Origin of the sequence: Shewanella sp. SACH (genome assembly GCF_001887095.2) — a bacterium.
Lineage (GTDB): Bacteria > Pseudomonadota > Gammaproteobacteria > Enterobacterales > Shewanellaceae > Shewanella > Shewanella baltica.
On the sequence record NZ_MPDG02000004.1, the window covers coordinates 168,800 to 187,419 of the forward strand.

The window sequence follows — 18,620 nt, forward strand, 5'->3', positions numbered from 1 at the left end:
CACGTTTAGAAAATGACTAAGCCGTTGCACGCCAACCACGCCATGAAAGGCCCGCATAAAAAAGCTCTACATCGGTAAAGCCCGCACTCTTAAGTAACGCCTCGTTACGCGCCGGACTGACCATTTTTAGCACATTGACTAAGCGATCACAGGTGGTGCTGACCTGCTCCGGATCGGCACCAGAACCCAGCGCAAAATCTCGATAGCGTGCCAACATTAATTCAGCGCTTGGTGATGAGATATCAATACAACAATCGACCAGCACAAACGGCGCGCCAGGCTTTAGGCGTTTTTTAAGTTCGAGCAGAGTTTGCAACTTACTACCATCGTCAGCGACAAAGTGTAGCGTGAGCAAACAGCTTGCAGCATCAAATGGACCTTCTGGGGCATCTGTAATATAACAATGATGCCAATTCACTCGCTCACTCGCATCGATAGCAGCGAGGCGCGCCTTGGCAGCGTTTAACATTTCTGCAGCTGGATCTACGCCAGTGTAACGCCATTGAGATTGTAGCGAAGCAAAGACCTCGAGCTCGAATCCGCCGCCCGCGCCAAGCACAAGCAGCTCGCCAACTTCACCTATACCTTCTTTTATAAGCTGAGCAGTCATGCGCTGCATCTGCTCATAGGCTGGCACAAATGCCGTTGGGCCCTGGGCATAACGGCGGACTACATCAGGATTTTCAAAGTGTACTTGTTTCATTTTTAAACTATCCATAATCAATCGGTTGTAAACCATGATAAAAACTAGTGCGTCTTTTTATTCGCGGCTATTGAGCCTGTTTCACAGGGCGTAACACAGCGATGGCGGCACCAAATAACAAAGTAGCAAGAATGGCCATGCCTATTGGTCCAACGCTATAAGCAAATCCCGCTACGCCAGACCAGATAGCCACCCCGAGGTGCATCATAGTCATGGCGAGCGACATCAGTATGCCGCGATGCGCGTTAGATAGTTGCGCAATATAACTCTGTAATGCTGGCGAACCGACGCCACCCGCTAGCGACCACATGACTAACGGTAATATCAGCACTAATAGTTGCTGCGCGGGATACAGATAAAACCCAATGCTGACAATAAGGCACACAATTAACGCCAGTCGCATAACTTGGCGGCCGCTTTCAAGTCGGCCCGCCACGCGCGGCATTAACATATTGCCGATAACGCTACTCCCCCCTAACACAGCATACATAACACCCACGGACCAAATACTCATGCCTAACGTATCGCGTAAATGCTGCCCAATTAAATTGAATAATCCGATGCCTCCGCCAAGGCCGAAAAACATCGCCAGCAAGGCGCCAGTAGCACCCGGAATAGCCCAGATTTTAGTGACCTTTTCATCGCCATCATGGATAGCGGGAGCTTCAACAGTTTTACTGCGAACGAAAACCACGGCGAGCGCGCCAACCACACACCAAGCACACACGCCAAGTACCATAAACGCGGCGCGCCAAGAGAGCCATTCAGCCAACAATGCCCCAAGCGCTGGGCTAGAGATCATACCAAGCGTCAGCCCTGATTGAACCCATGCGATACGCGTCATCGCATCATTACTAGCGTTAGTTGAAGCATCTGCGGCCATCGCAAAAGCAATCGGTAACATGCCTGCACTAGCAATACCCGTCAGTATCCGTGTCGTCAGCCCCCACTCAAATGAGCTAACCAATCCGGTTGCGATGGAAGCCGCCCCAAACAGTAAGGCTGCAGGTAACATCACTCGCATACGTCCAAGGCTGTCAGATAACACGCCCAGTGCTGGTGCCACTATCGCCAGCGCCACGCTATAGGCGGTAATGAATAAGGTCACACGTTCAGATTGAACTCCTAAATCATGACCAATAGGTACTAAGATTGGCCCTAGCATCAGCTCATCTGCACCGACTAGGAACGCAATGAAAAATAATAACACTTTTAATAACATGGTTTGATAACCTAAATAATTTCAGCATCTTGTGCGGTGATAATGGTTTGAATGTCCACAATTCGGTCTGGCCAGTCGGCGACAAAACTACGCTCATGAGACACCACAATGATAGTCCCAGAGTATTCAATCAAGGCATGCTTAAGTGCTGCTTTTACAGTGACATCTAAATGTGTTGTAGGCTCATCCAGGACTAACAAGTTAGTCGGATTTCGTGCCAATCGGCAAAGCTTTACCTTCGTTTGCTCACCGCCACTAAGGGTACGAATAGGCTGCATAGCGAGTTTTCCTGACACCCCAAACTGGGCTAATTGTTGTCTGACCGCTTTATCATCGAGCCCACCACATGCAGATTTAATGAGATTGGCTGCTGTGGCGTCTGGATATGGCCAATGTAATTCCTGCTCAAAATAGCCAAGTTTGACCCCCGTAGAAATTGCTATCTGCCCAGCAACTGGCGCCAACTCACCCACCAAGGTTTTCAACAAAGTAGATTTACCTATGCCGTTAAAACCTGTGATCAGCACCTTTTCGCCGCGGCTAATGTTAAGTGCGATGGTGGGGAGCAGTGGCCGCGAATAACCAATTAGCAGGTCAGTTGCACTCAGCACTTGCTGGGCATTATGGGTCGTATGTTTAAACGCTATCGATATTGGCTTATCTAATTCCGGCGCGGCGAGCTTCGTTATGCGGGTTAGCTGTTTTTTACGACCATTGGCAATGCTGGCATTGACGCCAGCGCCATTTTTCGCAATGAACTGCTCCAGTTTATCGATGTGTTTTTTCTGCGCCAGATATTGCTTAGCATGAGCCGCACCATCGCTAACTTTTTGCGCCATAGCCTTATCGATATTACCTTTGTATTTGCGGATCTGTTGTCTATCTATGTCGCAAATACTAGTGGCAATACGATTCAAAAAGGCGTGATCGTGCGACACCACCATAAAGGCACCATTAAAATCAGTAAGGTAGTCGGCTAACCATTGAATATGAACACTATCTAAATAGTTGGTTGGCTCATCCAGTAATAACACGTCCGGTGACATCAACAGCAACGACGCCAACATCACCTTATGACGCTGCCCACCACTTAACTCGCCAAGCCTTGTGTGCATACCAAACTGAGTAATGCCGAGTCCGTCTGCGACCGCGTCGATATGGCTATCAACTTGGTAAAATGACTGGCTCTCGAGCTGGGTCTGAATATCAGCGGCGCGCACAAGGTAGCTATCATCTGCGCTTTTTTCGGCGCAGGCGTATATCGCCATCATTTCTGCTTCAAGTAAGTACAGCTCAGAAAAGGCGGTTTTGAGGTAGTCACGTACCCGAAACTGGGCATCCATTTGGGCGTGTTGGTCCAGATACCCCACTTTCACAGAGGGTTGCCAAATGATATCGCCACCGTCTGGCAGTAACTGTATTTGCAGTAATTTAAGTAAGGTACTTTTACCGACGCCATTACTCCCCGTTACCCCAACATGCTCAGCGGGAAAGAGATTGAAATCAGCATTTTGGTACAAGGTTTTATCACCAATGTGATAAGTTAGATTATGAACTTTGAGTAAACTCATTGTATTACATCCAAAAAAAAACGAGGGGCGGCAGTTGATATACCGGCCCCTCGTTTCAAGAAACATTGAAACTTTGCTTCTGATTTTTATCAGAAACAAAAAAGCCGACGATGAAGCATCATCGTCGGCCAAGTTTCTGCAATGTTCAGATACAAGAACCCCTTCCACTTAAAGACAGGGAATCACCTTGTAGCTGATGAAGATTCAGAAAACATCAAGCTCCGAGCAACACTTCATCGTGTTAGTGCGCGGAGCACAGTCTCCTGACAAATTTCTTGAATAGGATGTACAACATTGCAGATAACCAAAAATCTAATCAGATGGCGACTTTAGCGAAGTCGAGAATTGTAGTCAAACATAACAATATTTGCGATTAATAGAATATAATATTGGGGATTGACACCTAACCAACTGAATATTATTGATTAAACTTTATCGGCAACAATACCCACCACTGAAAAATGAATAAAGCCGACGCTGTAATTGACGCTGTAATTAAAGGTCAGTATATAAGTTTAAATAGTGAAAACACGTCAATCGCAACTTAAATTTTATGCGGAACATGAAAAAATACAACAATTATCAAAGTAACATTAGCAAATAGGCTCAATGAACTACTCTACCCTATATTCCTTGATGGATTTTACGAAAATACCAATCTAATCAATCATATTTACCTTTATATAAATCTTGAACCATTGTTTGATATAGCCCCGATTTCTGTATTTTTTCAAAGCCAGAATCATACTTTTCTACAAAAGCTTCGACATTAGGATAATTTTTAGAAAACATGAGGAAGGAGAAATTTTCATCATACGCTAAAGGGTGAATTTGAATTTTAGCTTGTTCTTCAGCAGATAAATCGCGTATCAGTTTCAGCCCCACGGCTTCATTTACAATGAACGCGTCAAAGCGTTTAGCAAGTAGCATCTTGATTCCCTGTGGGTATTCGTTTAACTCTTGAACTTTAACTCCTATCTCAGTCAGTGCGTTAACATAGTAATCGGCTCGGTTGCTCCCGATAGTAAATTGTTTAAGATCACTCATAATCTTCCAATCAAACTGACTATCTATTCGTGTAATAAATACGCTGCGAGAAACGATTATCGGTTTCTTACTGAACAGATATTGGGCTTTACGATCTTCTTGAATGGACCAACCGGGTGACGCGAGAAAATACCCATTACCGGTTTCGACTTCAATACGAGCCCAAGGTTTGAACTCGAATTTTGCGGTAATTCCTTCCTGCTCAAAAGCGATTGTGACCACATCGTTTAAAAAACCTAATCCTTTCAATTTAGCGCCAGCATACGGAGACCATTCTCCGCTACCGATAAGAACATCTTGGTTTGCAACCGAAACAAAGGCACTCATAGTTAAAATCAGGAACAGCAGAAACTTACTCATCAATTTCTCCTAAAATATTCCAACTTTCTTTTTATTCACTTAGAAACTAAGTCAAACCACCAGCAAGCTAACCCTAACAAGATGTTTTTATCTCATTAATGAATCACCATATTTTTCAAAAAGATAATCGGTCGTCCTATAGAGATAAGGCTCAAGTTTAGTTGAGCCAGTCAAAAACACAAAAAGATAGGCGAATCCTTTTGCTCGAAAGTCGCATAAAACAGGATTACAACTTATTTTCCGCCATGATTCTCGCTATGCATAAGCAGGTAATCTCATGGGCGTAATGACACAAAACTTGACCTATCAAATGATAATCAATATCATTACAGCATTATTAATATTCTTGCCTATACCGTATGACGTCGGTCAATATTTCTTCTCCTATCAATAACCTATATAGAGATAACCAGTTTTGGCTACGCGGCTGGCTATACTCACGCGTGGGTTGTTCAGAAACAGCGGCCGACCTAGCCCAAGATACATTTCTACGTTTGTTAAAAACTGGAAATTTACCGCCTTCAGGCGAATCGCGGCGTTTTTTAACCCGCATTGCCAAAGGATTGATGATTGATGCTTATCGTCGGCAGAAGATTGAAGAAGCCTACCTAGAAAGTTTGAGCTTGATGCCAGAAACCTTCATTCCTGGGCCAGAGATCCATCATGTCATCATTGAAACACTCGCTGAAATTGCCGTTATGCTCGATAACTTGCCGGATAATGTGCGCTTGACGCTGTTACTGCGCCAGATAGAGGGTTTAAGCTATGCCGATATTGCTAAGCAACTATCAGTCTCTGTTTCATCGGTAGAAAAATACGTTGCGCGAGGCTTAGCGGCCTGCTGCCTCGCGCTGGAATCCTATTAGTCATGCCTGCCAATCAATCTGGGGCCGAAAATATCGGGCAGGAAACCGATAGCGATACCATTGAAGCGGCGGCTGGCTGGATGGCACGCCTGTTGGCGGATGACGCTACCGAGCAAGATAGTATTAACTGCCAACAATGGCGTGACCAAAGTTCACTTCACGAACAAGCATGGCAACGCATGTGCCAGATCACTGGCAAGTTCGCCTCCTTACCTAAGGGTACAGGCATCCAAGTACTTGAAAAAGTTAGCCAGTCCGTCGTATCACGTCGGCGTTTCCTCAATGTTTTAGCGCTGGCAGGGATTGGCGTCACCGCGACTTGGCTTGGCGCGTCACAGACTCGACTTGGCCGGAGTCTGCAGGCTCAATACCGCACCGGCGCAGACGAAACTCGCACCTTTACTCTTGAAGATGGCACCCGCTTAACACTAAACATAGATACTGCGGTGGATGTGGATTTCTCCGCCGAGAAGCGGCAAATACAACTCCATCAAGGAGAGATTTTGATCAAAACGGGTCATGAATCTCCCCGTCGCCAATTCTTAGTCACCACTCACTTTGGCCAACTAATCGCGTTAGGTACTGAGTTCTGCGTCCGCCAATACGAACACTATGCCCGTGTAGCCGTAATCGACGGCGCAGTAGAAGCTTATGCTGCCAGTGGTGTTAAGCCACAACGAGTAGATGCAGGCCAACAAACTCGGTTTGATAAGACAATGATTGCGCCTCCTGAACCGCTACAAAACGCAGCCATCAGTTGGCGCCATGGCAAGCTAGTGGCAGAAGGGATGCGGGTAGCGGATTTTGTCGAGGAGATCGGCCGCTATCGACCCGGCTTCACGCTATACGATAGTGCTGTGGCCAATTTGACCATCAGCGGCGTATTTTCTCTGCAAGATACCGACCTTGCCCTACAAAGCCTTGCAAGCAGCCTGTCAGTAGAACTGCAATATCGCACAGCTTACTGGGTCAAAGTGATCCCAGCCCGCTAAAACCTTAACGCTGAAAATTATTTTCAAAAGTTTTTACGGGTTTTGCGATCTCGTTCGGAATAGTAGATAGAACCTATTAACTTTCCCCCTTGGGACTCTCTATGCATTCCGTTGAATTTGGCCGTTCGCGACTAAAAAAATACCGCGCTAACTACTTGTCCCTTATGGGCCTGAGTTTCACCGTCATCTTAAGCATTACAGCACCACAGCCATCACAGGCTCAAACTGTCGATGTTGATGCCAGACAAATCAACAAGCTACAACATTATCAGATTAAGGCGGGCACGCTCGATACTGTACTCAACAGCTTTGCTCTAGCCGCGAATATTGATCTATCGATATCTTCAGCACTCACTCGGGGTAAAACCAGCTTAGGGCTAGAGGGACAATACTCGATTGAAGCAGGCTTGCAAAAGATACTGGCGGGGACGGGTTTACAGGTCACATCGCGCCTTGAGGGGCAATATATTCTCGGCAAGGCGACCGCCGCAATAGTGTTGGCACCCATAACGGTTATCAGCGCTGCGGGTTATGAACAGGATATCAAAAATGCGCCAGCGAGCATTAGTGTGCTTTCAGGCAAGGATCTAGAGCAACGCAAATTTAATTCACTACAAGATATCGCGCGGGAAATTCCCGGTGTCAATGTTATTGGCTCTGGCGCACAGAGCGGAATATCCATACGCGGCATGGAGAAGGGTTATACGTTAGTGCTCGTTGACGGCAAGCGGGTACGCTCGGACACGGGAAATCCGCGAGGATTGAACAACGAAGATCTCGATAGCAATTTTATCCCTCCCGTTGCGTCGATTGAGCGCGTCGAAGTGGTTCGTGGGCCTATGAGTTCTCTCTACGGTAGCGATGCAATGGGCGGCATCATCAATATCATTACCAAAAAAACACCCGAACATTGGAGTGCTAGCGCGGGCTATAGTTTGCGCGTGCCAGACAGCAGCGCTATGGGGAATCAAAACCAACAGGATATCTATATTTCGGGGCCGCTGGTTAAAGATCTACTTGGTGCTTCCATTTGGGGAAATCAAGCCGTACAGGACGAAGACAAATATTACGGTGGATATCAGGAATCCACTAAGCGAACCCTAGGCGGTAAGCTGCGGATCACGCCTAATCGCGACCACGAGTTTATCCTCGACTACTCAAAGGCGAGTCAGCGCTACATTGGCAATCCTGGTGGAGTTCTACTCACCACAGCCAGAGGAAGTATTGACCGCGAATGGACCCGAGATGCATGGAGCATTGCGTACAATGCCTTGTTCGATCTTGGCGAACTAGAACTGAAATACTATGAAGAAGATTATGAAAGACTGACTTATCCTGCTGCAGCTGATTTCACTACAGGATCAACAAACAAAGTCGGCGATGCGCGCTTCATCACAGGTGTGGATAGCCATACTCTGACTTTCGGTGGTCAATGGACTAACGACAAACTGACTAACGGTGATTTAGGTAATGGCACTCCCCGAAGCTTTGGTACCCGTTCTGTCAGCGATATCAGTATTTTTGCAGAAGACGAATGGGAACTGCTCACAGAGAAACTTTATCTCACCCTTGGTGCGCGACTAACGGATAACGAATTCTTTGGTCATCATGTCTCACCTAGAGCATATCTTGTTTTCAATCATAACGATCACTGGACTTTCAAAGGGGGCATAGCCACTGGCTACAAGAGCCCGAAGATTGACCAGATTGATAACACCACAGGCTCTCAACGCGGCGGCAGTACGAGTCAGTTTGTCATTGTTGGTAATCCCGACTTAGAGCCAGAACAAAGCACGAATTATGAAATCGGCGCGCTTTACACTAAAGATGACACGCTAAATATCGGCGCAACGCTATTTTTCAATGACTTTTCCAACAAAATCCTCAACACCAACACCTTCTATTTCGACGATGGTAACGGTGGATATATTCCAGCCTATTGCATTTCAGGTGACGTTGGCACCAAAGACTGCCCAGCTTGGGCCACTTGGCTAAATGCCAAGGGAGCACAGATCCGCGGTGTCGAACTCGAAGGCCACTGGGACATGACTGATACCTTGGCGCTCAAAGCGAGTTACACCTATACCGATTCACGAATTGACGCAGACAACGTGATCATCAATACCCCCGCGGGTCCACGCCCTTTCGGTGACACCTTGGCATTGCTGGACGGAAATTCGCTCGTCGGCATTCCAAATCATAACGGCTCAATAACGCTCGACTACCAACCCACAGATGCACTCTCGGCATTCCTGAGAGGTAATTATGAGGGCGAGATCACCCGAGTCAGCTTCGAGCGCAACACGGTCGATAAGAGTGACAAGGATTTGATCACGCTGGACGCAGGTCTGAACTATTCGCTGAACCGCTTTATTAGCCTCAACGTCGGGATAGACAACATCACCGACGCTACACGATTTAAAGTGAATAACGATACTGGGGCCTACCGCTATTCAGAGCGCGGACGTAGCTATTTCGTTAGCGTTAAGACGCAATTCTGAATATGGGCCTACATATCATGCTCGAAAAAGACTCACGATTGTCCCATCAAGCGAAGCCCGGCAATCAAAGCGCCGTTAGCAAATGGCTGTTCACCACTGGGATGCTGGCACACTCAATCGCCATCTGTTTATTGTGCTATTTATCCAGTGGCCAACTTGTTAATACAACAGGAGCTCTGCTTTACCACATGGGTATGCCATGGACGGATGCCGTGGTAGTTACCAGTATGCTGGGGTTTATCTACTTAGTGCTCATTCTATTGTGGGCATTTTCCCGTAACGGCGTCCTGCGAACTTGGCTGAACGTAACCAGCCTGACGGGTTTTAGTATCTTCATGGCTTGGATAATTGGAGCATTAGCATGAAAGATGGATTCCGTACTCGGATGAGTCTCCTGCACACTTGGGCAGGATTGATATTAAGCGGCTTGCTGTTCGCCATTTTCTGGACCGGCACGCTGTCAGTATTCGATAAAGAAATCGATCGCTGGATGATGCCACACACTCGAATACACATGGATACTGCAAGGCCATTATCGGTAGACCGCGAGATCATACCTTTACTGGCAGAGCGAGCTGAGGGGGCAAAAGCTTGGACTATCGTGCTACCCGCTGAGCGACGACCTTTTTTGACATTGGCTTATGATTCTGCAAAGTCACACATAGCACAGCGAAATAGTTTCCACCCGATCACGCTCGAACCGCTTCCGGCTCCAAACACCCGAGGAGCGAGTAACTTTATTTACCCCTTCCATCACAATTTAACCTTACGCCAAAATAACATTGGCGCCCTACTGGTTGGTATTGCGAGCATGGGTATGCTTTGCCTGTTAATTTCCGGCATAGTCATACACCGTAGAATATTTGCCGATTTCTTTACCCTTAGGCTGCTTCGTGGCTTTAGCAGAGCCAATCTCGATATTCATAACCTTACAGGCGTTGTGCTGCTGCCTTTCACTATCGTCATCACCTTGTCAGGGCTAATGATTGCGCACTTGATCTATTTCCCCAAGGCGCCCGATGCCGTTTTCGCACAGCTTAACCCACCATCCGTGACGCAGGAACGACCCAAATCCAAAGTAAGAGAAGCTTCACGCAAACGAGAGCAAGATGTTAGCAGTGAAAATGAAGACGAAATTACCGATGCCAGAGAAGGCTCACGCAATAGTCCAGCACGGAGCCGTTTTATCGCCGAATCACAGGGGCGTGTTAGACCACAAGCAATAGGCCAACCCGCCAATGTTGTCGCAATTGATCCTATGATTGCGGCGACCGAAAACGAACTAGGTCAAGGGGCTGTCTATATGATTCGGGTTAGCAATCCTGGAGATGCAGGTGGTGTCGTCGCACTCAGGCTAAATAGCGATAACAGCGTATCTCAGAATATTGATAATAGGAGATTTTCTACCGCCACTGGAGAGGAACTAGCACATTTCAACTCATCCTCGACGACCAATGTATTTAACTTTATTGCTGGTATGCATTACATCAAATTTAAACACTGGCCACTGCGCTGGCTTTATTTTATCGCAGGGCTGGGTGCTTGCGCGTTAATCGCCACTGGCCTACTGCATTGGACTCAGGCACGCAACCAAAGGCAAGGCAGCACTGGCTTCAATGTGTCTTTTATGAATGCACATAACATCGCTGCGATCACTGGCATTATTTCTGCGACCGGGGCTTTTTTAGTGGTCAATCGCTTGCTCAATAATAGGGAACAATTTGCCGGTATCTCCAGCCGCGATCTAGAGGTATATGCCTTCTTTGGTGTCTGGCTAGCTTGCTTACTTCATGCGTTGATCAGAGTGTTTTTGAACAAACAGCATGGTTACCGAAAGGCTTGGGCAGAACAATGCTGGGCGATTGCTCTGATTACTATCGCAGCTGTGGGACTGAACTGGATAACCACAGGCGACCATCTGCTTAAAACCCTATTCACCCATACCTATTGGCCCGTTGCGACCCTAGACTTAGTGCTTGTTACTAGTGCTGTGATGGCCATTTACGCAGCGCGGAAACTATCCGTTATCCGTGAGAGTTAGATGTTAAAAGGAGAGGATTAATGCCTAAAGACCTGCTGTTAGTCGCCATATTTAGCACGGCCTACCTCAGCTTTGCTTTGTTCGCCCTGAGCCAAGTACGGCATTGGCGCGTTGTTTTCGATAAGGCGCTACCCACTCAAAGGGTGGTGTTGACCCTACGCTGCCTAGGCATCTTGATGCTAAGCATATCTTTAGCACTATCGCTGGTGCGCGACGGTGCCAGCTTTGGCAGCCTGCTCTGGATAACACTGATTGGCGTGGCTGCACTTGCCGTTGCTTTAACGTTAGCTTGGCGACCTCGCTGGTTACGTCCTGCGGGTAAATTATTCTCCTTCACTTACCCAGATACAGGGCGAGTTAACCATAAAATGAATCAAGTTAAAGGTTGATAAAATTGATGATATTGAAAGCCGTTTTACTCTCATTGGCGCTACTTACTTTACCACTCACCGGTTGGGCGCAAGAAAATACCAGCGCCGATAACAGCCAAGCCACGTTACCGATCAACACTGAGACTCATGCCATTGAGCAATTGTCTTCAGTACCTGAAACGGTAGTTTCGGGTGTGCAACAGCCAACGGAGGAAGCTTCCGCTACAGATGTGTTAGCAACATCGACTTGGTGGAACGATGCCCTCGCGCTGCTGGAGACGGGCGGCACTGTAGTGGTGATATTGGTGTTGATGTCATTGGTTGCGATGACGATTGTGCTGATGAAACTTATCCAGTTTCAGCGAGCCGGACTGTGGCAACGTAAACCCGCAAGGCAGGCATTAGCGCTATGGCAACAAGGCAAGCAGGAAGAAGCATTGCAGCTTGCTGCAGTAAGCCGCAATCCCACAGCACAGGCAATGGCACAAGCAATTCGTGGCATCACACGCCAACTACCTGAATCTTTAGTGCGTGAAGAAGTGCTGCGTTATGGCTGTAATGCGCTATTTCAGTTAAGACGCGGATTACGCCCACTAGAGGTCATAGGTTCATTATCACCACTACTGGGATTACTGGGCACGGTAATGGGTATGATCTCCGCCTTCCAACAACTCCAAGCGGCGGGTAATAAAGTGAATCCGGCGATTCTATCGGGCGGGATCTGGGAAGCCTTGCTCACCACAGCGGTCGGCTTGTGTGTCGCTATCCCAGTGGTGGCATTGCTGAACTATCTGGAGCGGCGCGTCGATCACCTCGCACATGAAATGGATAACTTAGTGACGCAACTGTTTACCCCAGAGTTATCGGCGGCCAGCACTTATCAAGCACCAAACACAGTGGTTACACCACTCACAGCCAATAACAAACAGGCACGCCATGCAAGCGCCATTTAGTCAACGACCAAGACTCACGGCTCATCCTTCAAAACGTAAAGCTGTGATTAGCTTAACGCCACTCATTGATGTGGTGTTTATCCTATTAGTGTTTTTTATGCTGTCTTCCAGTTTTCTAGACTGGCGCACTGTAGCGCTCGATACCAGCACGGCAGGTAGCCCCGCTCCCGCTGAGCAAGCGCCATTTTTAGTACAAATTAGCGCAGACCAACTGCAACTAAACGGCGAAACGATCACACTGGAAGCATTACAGCAAAAAGCACAAGGGCGCCAGCCTGCAAGCCAGATAGTGAGCCTACAGCCGCAGGCGGATACTCCAGTACAAAGGTTAGTACAGGTATTGGATGCACTTAATGCCGCAGGGATTACGCCGCTAACACTGGTAGAAGACTCCAATTGGCAACCCGCACCTGCGACGAAAGCGGACGGCAATAACATGGAGAACAACCACTAATGCATTTTCCTGAACGTCGGCCGGACCAAACCGAAGAACGTATTTTGCCGCTGATTAATGTGGTGTTCTTGCTGTTAATCTTTTTTATGATCGCAGGTAGCCTTTCTGTGACAGCGCCGTTTGATGTCACTCCACCGGTCTCGCAAAGTGATGGCGTAGATGAACCGGATGCAGTGCTCATCCTAATAAGCCGTGACAACAAACTCGCACTCGATAATGAACCGATTACGGAAGCAGAACTGTTAGCACGCATCGATATGCTGCTGTCCGCCGAGCCAGAAACCCAAGTCACGCTAAAAGTTGATGGTGAGTTATCGGGAAACCAGCTCGTGCATTTTACCCAAGCCTTGTATGGCGTAGGCGTTAAAAAGCTGCGTTTATTAACTGAGCTGGGGGCAAAATGACAGACCAAGAGTTAGCGCCGAGCATAGCGCAATGCGGTATAGCTTTGCTGTTAGCGGCTTTTTTGCACATCGCCTTAACGGCTGCAGTGTTTTGGTCACCAGCAGTAATAACGCCAACGGGTCAGGCTAAAGCGGTTGGCAACGGAGGGATTGAAATTTCCTTAGGGCCTGCAGGTAGCGCAGTGAGTGCTATGCCACAAACGACGGCGCCAGTAGCTGAGCAAAAATCTGAGCCCATTAAAGAGCAACTCGATAAACCAGCACGACTGCCACCCATAACAAAGAAAGCAACTCCCACACTAAGTACCAAACCTAAACCCATAGCGCCAACGCCTCAACATAAGCTAACAACTCAGTCCGAGGTGAATGAGCAGCATAGCAATCCAACCGAAACCCCATCGCCGACAGCGTTAGCAGCGTCTGCCAACGAAGTAGGTCAAAACGGTGAAGGTCATTCAGCAGAACAGAATAAGGCGGCTAGCGGCGATAACATGACTGGAGGAGGTTTGCTTGGCGATACCCAAGACTACACTGCGACTTTATTAGCCTGGTTGGAACAACATAAGGAATATCCGCGCACGGCACGTAATCGACGTCAGCAAGGCACAGTCATGCTGTATTTTGTGTTAGATCGTCAAGGCAGAGTCAGCGCGAGTCGAATTGAGCAAAGTTCGGGCTATCAAACATTAGATGCAGAAGCACTAAAAATGTTGGAGCGAGCCCAGCCCTTACCTGCCATACCCAATACAATGCCAAACGAGACGTTAGAACTTGTTGTGCCAGTGCAGTTTTTCTTACGTTAAGCTGCGCCGTGAAATGGGACATCCAGCGGACAAACTTATCGATATGGTCATCATATTTAATGAGTGCCTTGCTTGTTTGTCTGAGCAATCATGTAAATAGGTATAAACCCTATTTCATCGCGGCTTTTACGTAGACATCGAAACGGTTTTTCTTAGTTTCGATAACCGTATTTGGCTTAACCCCGTCCAAATCTTCGGCGTAGTCTGGGCGCTTAACGACGACACGTTTAGTTGCTAAGGCTAAAGCGGGGGCGAGTAAGCCATCGGCGTCTAAATCGGCGCCAACTAAGGATTGGAATACACGCATTTCTTTTTTAACAAGGGCCGATTTATCGCGGTGGGGATACATAGGATCGAGGTACACCACATCCACCTCTTGTGCCAATTTCGAAAGGGCTTCAAGGCTCGAACCATGGAACAGGCGCATCCGCTCACGCATCCAATCGCCGATTTCAGCATCTTGATAGGCGCGGCGCAGGCCGTCTTCAAGCAATGCCGCAACCACAGGATGACGTTCAACCATAGTTACAGTGCAACCAAGGCTTGCTAGCACGAAGGCATCGCGTCCTAAACCCGCAGTGCCATCAACCACACTTGGCATTACCCCTTGCTTTAATCCCACGGCTTTAGCGATGGATTGGCCGCGACCACCACCGAACTTACGTCTATGGGCGACGGCGCCAGTCACAAAATCCACCACTATGCCATCAAGCTTAGGCTCATCGCGTTTATGCAGTGATAAAGTATCTGATTCAAAACGCAATTCGAAGGTCGCATTCGCATCGTAGACGAGTTGCCAACGTGCACAAATATCCACAAGTGTTGGGTATTGCTGATTGAAAAAAATCGGGGTCACAGGCTGTCTTCTAACCAACGAAAATGATGGCCATTATGCCTAAAAATCTGGTTTATGAATATGCCAGTCAGCAAATCACATCAGCAAACTCATCACTGTCTTAGTCAATTTGTCGCAGTGCACCCTTAAAGATTCAAACAAGCATCACACTGTAATCCACTGATTTATAAAGATAGTAATCTATTTGTATAACAATTAGGTGATTTATGTTATATGTTATATCCCCAGTCAACCTGCGTGACTTCCGTATGGGATAAGGACTCTTTTTGCTTCAATGGCTGAAAGGTTTTTTGTTTATTAGGGATCAAGACTTTTTAAATCCTGATAGAACAATATTAAAAACCAGCTTATTGCGGATCATTCTGCTCAGTGGCGCGATGTTGACCGCTAGCATAGTGCTGCATAGCTCTTTAATTGCGTATCAGTTAAACCTCGCTTTCATTATCAGCATTACGGTCAGTTTTTTAACCGTACTCTTCTTAACTTTATGGTTTACCCGCAAATATTTACTCGCCAGCTCAATTAGCCTGCTGGCTATGGTCATTGCCGCCTGTATTTCTATACTCTTGTTTGTCCCAGACTTTAACTTATCGCAGGCGGGGATTACCTTCTTATATACCTTGCCCTTAATGGCGCTTTTTCTATTTGGCAGAAAAGTGGCCGTTATCATGATGTTTTTTAATGTATTGCCTTTTTTACTGCTGCTGCGTAACCAAAATATTCCCCCGATTATTGATATTGATATCAGTCTGCCTGCGACCCACGCTTATCTGAATGGCTTACTGTTTGTCTTTTTTAATATTTGTATTCCCTTGTCAGCAATGCGCCTGCTAAAAACCCAGAAAGTCCATGCGCAGCAAATGATCCAGCATCAAAATGCTCTGCAGCGTACCTTAGATCAATATGCTGAAATCTTTGAAAATAATGGTACCGCGTCCTTCTTCTGTAATGAGGACGGGGTGATCCTCAACCTAAATAATGCGGCCAAAGAAATCGCCGGAGAGGTCACACTAAACCGCACTCGCCTATGTGACATTTTTGAACTTACCGAAGATACCAGCACAAACTTACTGGCGGCCGCGTTTCCGACCCATTTAAAGAACAACAACGGCACTAAATATCTGCTGCAGAAAGCCTCATTAGAGCACCATGACACTTTGTTGTTTCACTGCCACGATGTCACAGAACAGGCAAACCATGCGATTGAACTGAGCCGACTTAAAAAACACCATATCAGCACACATTTCTATGATTTAGTGACCGGATTACCCAACGAGAATCACTGGTATAACCCAGCCCCAAGCACGATCCATTTGGATATGACTGTTGCCATAGTCAAAATTGATAATCTGAGTCAAATCAATGCGGCATTCGGTATCAGCGTCGGGGATGCCATCCTAAAAGCCTTTGCGACCGAACTCAAAAATCGCTTTGGTCATCACGCAAAAATATACCGGTTTAGGGGAGCCTCGTTTGCGCTTGAGTTTACCAGCCTGCCGCTGATCTCCCCCGAAAACCTCGCGCTACAATTACGCGAGCGTATTCCAACAAACCTGCAGCTTAAACATGAACAACAAATTGAATATCATCTCGAGTGCCGAGTCGGTTGCAGTTCGGGTAATAAAGCCTCACCGCAGCAAGCCGCAGAGCAATGTTTAATTGCCATTAAGCAAACCACCCAAGCTAGCCCAGTCATGGTGTATTACATTGGTTTGATTAATAATCTTCTCGAAGCCTCATCACAGAAAGCCAAAATTCGCGACGCATTGAAACACAATCGTCTGGAAATGTGGCTACAGCCTAAAGTAAGGGCCGATGGCCACATTATTAGCTTTGAAGCGCTGGCAAGAATGTTCGATGAAGACGGCACTATGATTATGCCGAACACGTTTATCCCCATCATAGAGTCATCCCAATTACAGGCGATTTTTGCTATAAAAGTCTTCAGGCAATTACTACAACTGATCCGTTCTTGGCCGAAAAATGTGCCTCTGGTCAGGATAGCCTTCAACTTATCTGGGCAAGATATTTTGTCGGATCGCTTCTTTAAGGTGTTGATCCAAACCTATATGAATCACCCCGAACTCATCCCATTATTAGAAATTGAAATCACTGAAACCTCAGTATTTTCAACCCATAAAGAAACGGGCCGACGCCTAAACACCTTAGCTCGCATGGGAGTTTCTATCGCCATTGACGATTTTGGCACTGGCCATGCATCATTAAGCCAACTCATCGATATCAGTGCCGACACGATAAAAATCGACCGCTGCTTTGTCAGTCAAATGGGCATTAGTGAACGCCATACCCAAATTGTCAACGCCGCCATCCTGTTAGCCAAGAGCTTAAAACTCAACGTCATTGCCGAAGGTATCGAAACCGAAGCCCAGTTATTGCAACTCACGGCGCTAGGATGTGAACAATTTCAAGGCTATCTATTCGGTAAACCCGCACCCGCGAATCTATGGCTGAAAACCTTTCAAATGCAAACACCCACACATTGGTTCGCCAATAAAAAGAGCGCCAACTGAGGCATTAAATTTACGCCTACAAGCATCGCAGGTATAATTGGCGTCAGGCATTTGCCTCTCTTTGCTATGTTTGCAAATTACTAGGATCCCCCATGTTAAGTTACCGCCATGGTTATCACGCTGGCAATTATGCCGATGTGTTGAAACACGCCATCTTGCTTCAAACCTTGCAGCTGATGCACAAGAAAGACAAACCACTCGTGTATATCGATACCCATGCGGGTGCAGGTGGTTATGCTTTAAGCGATGAATTTGCACAAAAAACCGGTGAATACCTCGAAGGTGTAGCTAAGCTTTGGGATAAAACTGATCTGCCGCAATCGCTGCAGGACTATGTCGCCGCCGTGCGTCATTTTAATGAAGAAAATCCTGACGAACTCAACTTCTACCCAGGTTCGCCTGCCATTATAGACATGGAATTGGGGCCTAAAGATCGCATGGTGCTGCACGAGCTGCACAGCACTGATTATGTGTTGCTGGACGATTATTTCTGCGAAGACAGGCAAGTAAAAGTGATCAAAGGTGATGGCTTAAAAGGCCTTATCGCCGCAGTGCCACCCTTAGAGCGCCGCGCTCTGGTGCTCGTCGATCCTAGCTACGAGATGAAAACCGACTATCAAGATGTAGCCGAAACCCTGATCAAAGCGCATAAACGTTTTGCTACAGGCGTGTTTATGCTTTGGTATCCCGTGGTAAATCGCGCTCAGACCGAAGGCATGTTATCGCGCCTCGCCAGCAGTGGTATTAAACGTCAGCTGAGAATTGAGCAGGCGATTAAACCCGATTCGGATGAGTTTGGCATGACAGCGGCAGGGTTATGGATCATCAATCCGCCTTGGCAGTTAGATGAAATCGCAACCGAATTAATGGATTACTTAGGTAAGACGCTCGGACAAGCGGACGGTAACATCACAGTAAAATGGGAAGTCGGCGAATAACCTTCTA

17 protein-coding genes are annotated in these 18,620 nt (G+C 47.1%); 12 read left to right on the forward strand and 5 right to left on the reverse strand.

The genetic code is table 11. The features are described 5' to 3' along the window. Nucleotides 1-16 precede the first annotated feature (16 nt). The 4 genes from BM607_RS16270 to BM607_RS16285 form a co-directional block, all read right to left on the reverse strand. Nucleotides 17-703 (reverse strand): class I SAM-dependent methyltransferase, encoded by a 687-nt coding sequence (locus tag BM607_RS16270; RefSeq protein ID WP_071940292.1) that lies wholly within the window; start codon nt 701-703, stop codon nt 17-19. 67 nt (nt 704-770) lie between these two features. Then, nucleotides 771-1,925, reverse strand: a complete 1,155-nt coding sequence (locus BM607_RS16275) for an MFS transporter (RefSeq protein WP_071940291.1) — start codon at nt 1,923-1,925, stop codon at nt 771-773. An 11-nt stretch (nt 1,926-1,936) separates the two neighbouring features. Continuing rightward, nucleotides 1,937-3,496, reverse strand: coding sequence for an ABC-F family ATP-binding cassette domain-containing protein (locus BM607_RS16280; protein ID WP_071940290.1), 1,560 nt, complete (start codon nt 3,494-3,496; stop codon nt 1,937-1,939). Between the two features lie 663 nt (nt 3,497-4,159). Then, on the reverse strand, nt 4,160-4,903 hold the full coding sequence (locus tag BM607_RS16285) for a transporter substrate-binding domain-containing protein (protein ID WP_071940289.1): 744 nt from the start codon (nt 4,901-4,903) through the stop codon (nt 4,160-4,162). Nucleotides 4,904-5,262: 359 nt separating this feature from the next. Here BM607_RS16285 and BM607_RS16290 point away from each other — a divergent pair, with 359 nt between their 5' ends. The 10 genes from BM607_RS16290 (at nt 5,263) to BM607_RS16335 (ending at nt 14,288) form a co-directional block, all read left to right on the forward strand. Continuing rightward, the gene (locus tag BM607_RS16290; protein WP_012090589.1) at nt 5,263-5,769 is read left to right on the forward strand and encodes a sigma-70 family RNA polymerase sigma factor; all 507 of its coding nucleotides are present in this window, start codon (nt 5,263-5,265) and stop codon (nt 5,767-5,769) included. A 2-nt stretch (nt 5,770-5,771) separates the two neighbouring features. Then, nucleotides 5,772-6,761: a FecR domain-containing protein gene (locus tag BM607_RS16295; protein ID WP_071940288.1), complete on the forward strand. Its 990-nt coding sequence runs from the start codon at nt 5,772-5,774 to the stop codon at nt 6,759-6,761. 101 nt (nt 6,762-6,862) lie between these two features. After that, nucleotides 6,863-9,262, forward strand: a complete 2,400-nt coding sequence (locus BM607_RS16300; protein WP_071940287.1) for a TonB-dependent receptor — start codon at nt 6,863-6,865, stop codon at nt 9,260-9,262. 2 nt (nt 9,263-9,264) lie between these two features. Continuing rightward, a complete protein-coding gene (locus tag BM607_RS16305) occupies nt 9,265-9,627 on the forward strand; it encodes a hypothetical protein (RefSeq protein ID WP_249269604.1) in 363 nt (120 codons plus the stop codon). Next, on the forward strand, nt 9,624-11,303 hold the full coding sequence (locus tag BM607_RS16310; protein ID WP_071940286.1) for a PepSY-associated TM helix domain-containing protein: 1,680 nt from the start codon (nt 9,624-9,626) through the stop codon (nt 11,301-11,303). Before BM607_RS16305 ends, BM607_RS16310 begins: the two co-directional genes overlap by 4 nt. Before the next feature lie 20 nt (nt 11,304-11,323). Further along, nucleotides 11,324-11,692, forward strand: a complete 369-nt coding sequence (locus BM607_RS16315; RefSeq protein WP_071940285.1) for a DUF3325 domain-containing protein — start codon at nt 11,324-11,326, stop codon at nt 11,690-11,692. An 8-nt stretch (nt 11,693-11,700) separates the two neighbouring features. Continuing rightward, nucleotides 11,701-12,627 (forward strand): MotA/TolQ/ExbB proton channel family protein, encoded by a 927-nt coding sequence (locus BM607_RS16320; protein WP_071940284.1) that lies wholly within the window; start codon nt 11,701-11,703, stop codon nt 12,625-12,627. Next, on the forward strand, nt 12,611-13,081 hold the full coding sequence (locus BM607_RS16325; RefSeq protein ID WP_012197833.1) for a biopolymer transporter ExbD: 471 nt from the start codon (nt 12,611-12,613) through the stop codon (nt 13,079-13,081). Before BM607_RS16320 ends, BM607_RS16325 begins: the two co-directional genes overlap by 17 nt. Next, nucleotides 13,081-13,485 (forward strand): biopolymer transporter ExbD, encoded by a 405-nt coding sequence (locus BM607_RS16330; protein WP_006079461.1) that lies wholly within the window; start codon nt 13,081-13,083, stop codon nt 13,483-13,485. The genes BM607_RS16325 and BM607_RS16330 overlap by 1 nt, the downstream gene beginning before the upstream one ends. Continuing rightward, nucleotides 13,482-14,288, forward strand: coding sequence for an energy transducer TonB (locus BM607_RS16335; RefSeq protein ID WP_071940283.1), 807 nt, complete (start codon nt 13,482-13,484; stop codon nt 14,286-14,288). Before BM607_RS16330 ends, BM607_RS16335 begins: the two co-directional genes overlap by 4 nt. 109 nt (nt 14,289-14,397) lie before the next feature. Here BM607_RS16335 and BM607_RS16340 read toward each other — a convergent pair whose 3' ends face one another. After that, nucleotides 14,398-15,144, reverse strand: coding sequence for a class I SAM-dependent methyltransferase (locus tag BM607_RS16340; RefSeq protein ID WP_006079459.1), 747 nt, complete (start codon nt 15,142-15,144; stop codon nt 14,398-14,400). Between the two features lie 266 nt (nt 15,145-15,410). On the opposite strand from BM607_RS16340, the gene BM607_RS16345 reads away from it, so the two are divergent. Both BM607_RS16345 and rlmJ read left to right on the forward strand, forming a co-directional pair. Further along, nucleotides 15,411-17,675 carry a bifunctional diguanylate cyclase/phosphodiesterase gene (locus tag BM607_RS16345; protein ID WP_071940282.1) on the forward strand — a complete coding sequence of 755 codons (2,265 nt, stop codon included), beginning with the start codon at nt 15,411-15,413 and terminating at the stop codon, nt 17,673-17,675. A gap of 92 nt (nt 17,676-17,767) precedes the next feature. After that, on the forward strand, nt 17,768-18,613 hold the full coding sequence (rlmJ, locus tag BM607_RS16350) for a 23S rRNA (adenine(2030)-N(6))-methyltransferase RlmJ (protein WP_006079458.1): 846 nt from the start codon (nt 17,768-17,770) through the stop codon (nt 18,611-18,613). Nucleotides 18,614-18,620: the final 7 nt, after the last annotated feature.

Coding starts and splice junctions, on each gene's coding strand:
- BM607_RS16270 (WP_071940292.1), bottom strand. CDS start 703: ATGAAACAAGTACACTTTGAAAATCCTGATGTAGTCCGCCGTTATGCC.
- BM607_RS16275 (WP_071940291.1), bottom strand. CDS start 1,925: ATGTTATTAAAAGTGTTATTATTTTTCATTGCGTTCCTAGTCGGTGCA.
- BM607_RS16280 (WP_071940290.1), bottom strand. CDS start 3,496: ATGAGTTTACTCAAAGTTCATAATCTAACTTATCACATTGGTGATAAA.
- BM607_RS16285 (WP_071940289.1), bottom strand. CDS start 4,903: ATGAGTAAGTTTCTGCTGTTCCTGATTTTAACTATGAGTGCCTTTGTT.
- BM607_RS16290 (WP_012090589.1), top strand. CDS start 5,263: ATGACGTCGGTCAATATTTCTTCTCCTATCAATAACCTATATAGAGAT.
- BM607_RS16295 (WP_071940288.1), top strand. CDS start 5,772: ATGCCTGCCAATCAATCTGGGGCCGAAAATATCGGGCAGGAAACCGAT.
- BM607_RS16300 (WP_071940287.1), top strand. CDS start 6,863: ATGCATTCCGTTGAATTTGGCCGTTCGCGACTAAAAAAATACCGCGCT.
- BM607_RS16305 (WP_249269604.1), top strand. CDS start 9,265: ATGGGCCTACATATCATGCTCGAAAAAGACTCACGATTGTCCCATCAA.
- BM607_RS16310 (WP_071940286.1), top strand. CDS start 9,624: ATGAAAGATGGATTCCGTACTCGGATGAGTCTCCTGCACACTTGGGCA.
- BM607_RS16315 (WP_071940285.1), top strand. CDS start 11,324: ATGCCTAAAGACCTGCTGTTAGTCGCCATATTTAGCACGGCCTACCTC.
- BM607_RS16320 (WP_071940284.1), top strand. CDS start 11,701: ATGATATTGAAAGCCGTTTTACTCTCATTGGCGCTACTTACTTTACCA.
- BM607_RS16325 (WP_012197833.1), top strand. CDS start 12,611: ATGCAAGCGCCATTTAGTCAACGACCAAGACTCACGGCTCATCCTTCA.
- BM607_RS16330 (WP_006079461.1), top strand. CDS start 13,081: ATGCATTTTCCTGAACGTCGGCCGGACCAAACCGAAGAACGTATTTTG.
- BM607_RS16335 (WP_071940283.1), top strand. CDS start 13,482: ATGACAGACCAAGAGTTAGCGCCGAGCATAGCGCAATGCGGTATAGCT.
- rlmJ (WP_006079458.1), top strand. CDS start 17,768: ATGTTAAGTTACCGCCATGGTTATCACGCTGGCAATTATGCCGATGTG.